Origin of the sequence: Micromonospora andamanensis (assembly GCF_016863495.1) — a bacterium.
In the GTDB taxonomy this organism is placed as follows: domain Bacteria; phylum Actinomycetota; class Actinomycetes; order Mycobacteriales; family Micromonosporaceae; genus Micromonospora; species Micromonospora andamanensis.
This window is the reverse complement of the sequence record NZ_BOOZ01000101.1, coordinates 1-2510: the sequence shown is the minus strand read 5'-3', so window position 1 is coordinate 2510 and position 2510 is coordinate 1. Positions and strand designations below refer to the sequence as shown.

The 2510-nt window shown below is 69.0% G+C and carries 2 protein-coding genes; both read right to left on the bottom strand.

The features are described 5' to 3' along the window. Nucleotides 1–12: 12 nt before the first annotated feature. Nucleotides 13–2055, bottom strand: a complete 2043-nt coding sequence (locus Van01_RS32630) for a recombinase family protein (protein WP_204015804.1) — start codon at nt 2053–2055, stop codon at nt 13–15. A gap of 145 nt (nt 2056–2200) precedes the next feature. Next, nucleotides 2201–2458, bottom strand: a complete 258-nt coding sequence (locus Van01_RS32625) for a DUF5372 family protein (protein WP_272491646.1) — start codon at nt 2456–2458, stop codon at nt 2201–2203. Nucleotides 2459–2510 lie beyond the last annotated feature (52 nt).

The window sequence follows — 2510 nt, the reverse complement described above, 5'->3', positions numbered from 1 at the left end:
CCGACGGCTGCTTCATACTGCGCGGTTTCCGTTTCTTGTGGGGTTGGGCTTGAGTCGGAACGAGGCGGCGACTTTGCGCTGGTAGATGGCTTGGGTGTCGGGGTCCCAGGGGATGCACCAGCGTCCGCTGGGGCCTCGGCGGGCGGGGACTTGGCCGTGGGTGAGCCAGTTGTAGATGGCGTCGGCGGGGATGCCCAGCTCAGCGGCGGCTTGTTTGACGCTGATCTCGCCGTTTTGGATTGCGACCGTGCGTGGTGCCCGGATGGTGTAGTAGGCGCGGACGCGAGCGACGCCGCTCTTGGTCCAGCGGTGGCCGCGTCCGGTGCGCAGGCCTTCGGCGTTGAGGATGTCGGCGAGCTGTTCACTGGTGTGGGTGGCGCCGTGGCGGCGAATCACGTCGAGCGCGGCGGCGGGGGTGCGGCCGGGTCCGATCCGGCCGGCGGTGAGCTCGTCGGCGGCGCCGGTGTGCCACCGCACGCCGATGCGGACTTCGTCTTTGTGCTGTTCGGGCAGCAGGGTGACGTCGGCGATCAGGGTGCGCAGCAGCCGTTTGCGGTCGCGGGCCTGTGTGTCGGGATGGTGCCACAGCTTCGGCAGGTCAGCGGCCAGGGCGAGCAGGGCGTCGCGTTCGGGCAGCGGTGGCCGGGCTGCTCGTGCGGTGATCAGGGCGGCTTCGGCGTCAGCGAGCGCCTGGAGTTTGGTCTCCCATTTGCTTTCCAGGGTGCGGGCGACGAGCCGGTTGTCGGGGTCGACGTTGCTGAAGGCGCGTTCGGCGCGGTCGGATTCGTAGCGGGCGCGTTCGACGGCGAGTTCGGCGGCGCGGTGGCTGCGGGTGTAGCGGTCGGTGAGTTCATCGGCGGCCTTGACTGCGAGTTTGAGCTGCTGCGGGGTGACCGCGTCGAGCAGCAGCGCGGCCACGGCGTCGTCGACGGTGATGGCCGCGACGGTGCGGCAGGCGTCCGTGCGGTGCGGGTTGCTGTGCTGGCAGAGGTAGTGCACCCGGCCGCCGTCGCCGTAGCGGGTGCCCATCCGGCCGCCGCAGACTCCGCAGAACATGATCCCCTGACACAGCGCCGACCCCTCGCGAGGTGGCCGGAACCCGGCTTTGGTGTGGTTGGCGGCGAGTTTGGCCTCGATGTCGAGGAACTGCTGCCAGGTGATGTAGCCGGGGTGGTGGTCCTGAATGAGCACGGTCCAGTCGGCGCGGGCGCGTTTGACCTTGGTCGCGGCGACGGTGCCGTCCGGGCGGACCTTGCGGGCGTCGTAGCTGCGGCCGTAGGCGTACGCGCCGGCGTAGACCGGGTTCTTGACCGCCTGCAGCACCCGGGCGTGGGTGAGCCGACCCCACTTGATCTGCCCGTCCCACGCCCCACCCCACTTGCGCTGCGGGAACAAGCGGCCGGTGGTGGCGAACGCCTTCACCACACCCAACGCGGAACCGGTCGCGGTGAACTCGGCGAACAGGTCCTCGACCGCTTGGCGGACCTGCTCGTCAGGGTCGACGACGACCTCGCCGTCGTCATAGACGTAACCCACCGCCAGCGGCGAACGCAGCTCACCACGGTGCGCCGCAGCCAGTTTCGCACCATGCAGACGGCCGGTGAGCAGGTGCAACTCGGCTTCGCTCATGCTGCCCTTGAGGCCGAGCAGGAGGCGGTCGTTGACGTCGCCCAAGTCGTAGACGCCGTCGGCGTCGACCAGCAACGTGTCGGTGAGCCGGGCCAACTCCAACAGCCGCGCGAACTCCCCGGACGACCGCGCCAGCCGGGACACCTCCAGACCGAAGATCGCGCCGACCTCGCCCCGACACACCCGGGCCAGCAACTCGGTGAACCCGTCGCGGTGCGCCCCGAACCGGCCAGACACGCCCAGGTCGGCGTCGATGGTCAGCACCCCGCCTGGAGCCCAGCCCATCTCGACCGCGGTCGCGGCCAGCCCGTACTGACGGGTCGTCGACTCGCCGTGCACCCGGACCTGCATCACGCTCGACTGACGCACATACACCACCGCGAGGCGGCCCCGATGCGACGCGGTGATCTTCGACGTCGCCTTCACCACGACCTGCCCGAGCCAGCAGCACCGCAGCGGCCATGTTCGCCACCGCCATCACAGCCTCGACCTTGTTGAAGCCGGCGCCCACGTCTCATCTCCGCTCGCGCCGACCGGCCGAATGACTCCACGTTGTCCACAACAGACATGATCATTGCGCATCCTCCGTGTCGTCACGCAGCCGGGATGCCAGCGCGTCGACCAACGTCCGCGCGGCGGTGAGCCCGTCCACGGCAAACCGGTTCGACGTCGCCTCGGGCCCTCGATCGGTCCACGACTGCGGCAACGAGACCCGCCGCTTGCCACCGTCGATCTCGCACACAAACACCAGCCCTCCCTTCATCCGGGCGCTGAACAGCACCGGCAACTCCTCACCCACCAATGGGTGGAAAGGGTGCGTAACAACCAATGAATCCGAAGAAGAACTTCGACGACGAGCCCTATAGAGCTCGTATCCCCGC